The organism is Pararhizobium sp. PWRC1-1, from assembly GCF_049897905.1.
In the GTDB taxonomy this organism is placed as follows: Bacteria; Pseudomonadota; Alphaproteobacteria; order Rhizobiales; family Rhizobiaceae; genus Pararhizobium.
In genome coordinates, this window is sequence record NZ_JAFCXE010000076.1 from 1 (window position 1) to 815 (window position 815).

Here is an 815-nt window from a genome sequence, read left to right on the forward strand (position 1 = left end):
CTTGAAGCGAGATTCTCCCTTTTCTCCAGGCGAGTACAGCTTGCCATATCCTTTGTAGCCGTCAGCCTGAAGGATGCCGCTTGATTGCTTGAGGTGGCGGTGGACGTGCTCTTCCTTCCAGTCAGGAGCAAAATAGTAGACTGCACCCGGCGGGGAACTGCCTGCCCATGGACGCTGATCGCGGACATACGTCCAAATTCTGCCCTCCTTCACGCCTTTACCCAACCCTTTGTCTCGCAGCGAGCGATCCAACACCCGGATCGGGGTATCGTCCGCATGAAGGAGATCACTTGCCATGATCGCAGCTTCGATCCGTTCAATAAGAGGCTGAAGCACCTGCATGGCGCGACCGCACCAATCAACCATCGTGCTGTCGGGAATGTCGGCGCCCATGCGGGCGAAGATCTCGTTCAGCCGGTACAGTGGCAAATGGTCATCGAACTTCGAGACCAGAATGTACGCGAGGAGGCCAGCGCCGGCCATGCTGCCAGGGATCGGGCGGCTGGGCGCTGCCACCTGCACCATCTTCTCGCAGCACCGACAGGACTTCTTCAACCGGGCGACCTCGATCACCTTCATCTGCGCTGCAATCATGTCGAGGATTTCGCTTGTGTCCTCACCGACAAGACGCAACTCACCTCCGCATTCCGGGCAGCAGGAGCCAGGATCGAGTTCTCGGCGCTCGCGAACCGCCTTGTCGGACACGCGTGGGCGCCGGCGCATGATCTTTTCCGACGCATCCGCCAGGGGCACAACAGACGCCGTCTCATCGGTTTCATGGATCGGGGCCGTATTGCCCTCAGCAGCGGCGATCA

General features: G+C 59.8%; 1 protein-coding gene. It reads right to left on the minus strand.

Going from position 1 to position 815, the window contains the following annotated elements:
• Positions 1-815 (minus strand): IS66 family transposase (gene tnpC, locus ACP7E0_RS34975; protein WP_426131955.1); only part of this gene is annotated, 815 nt, incomplete at both ends.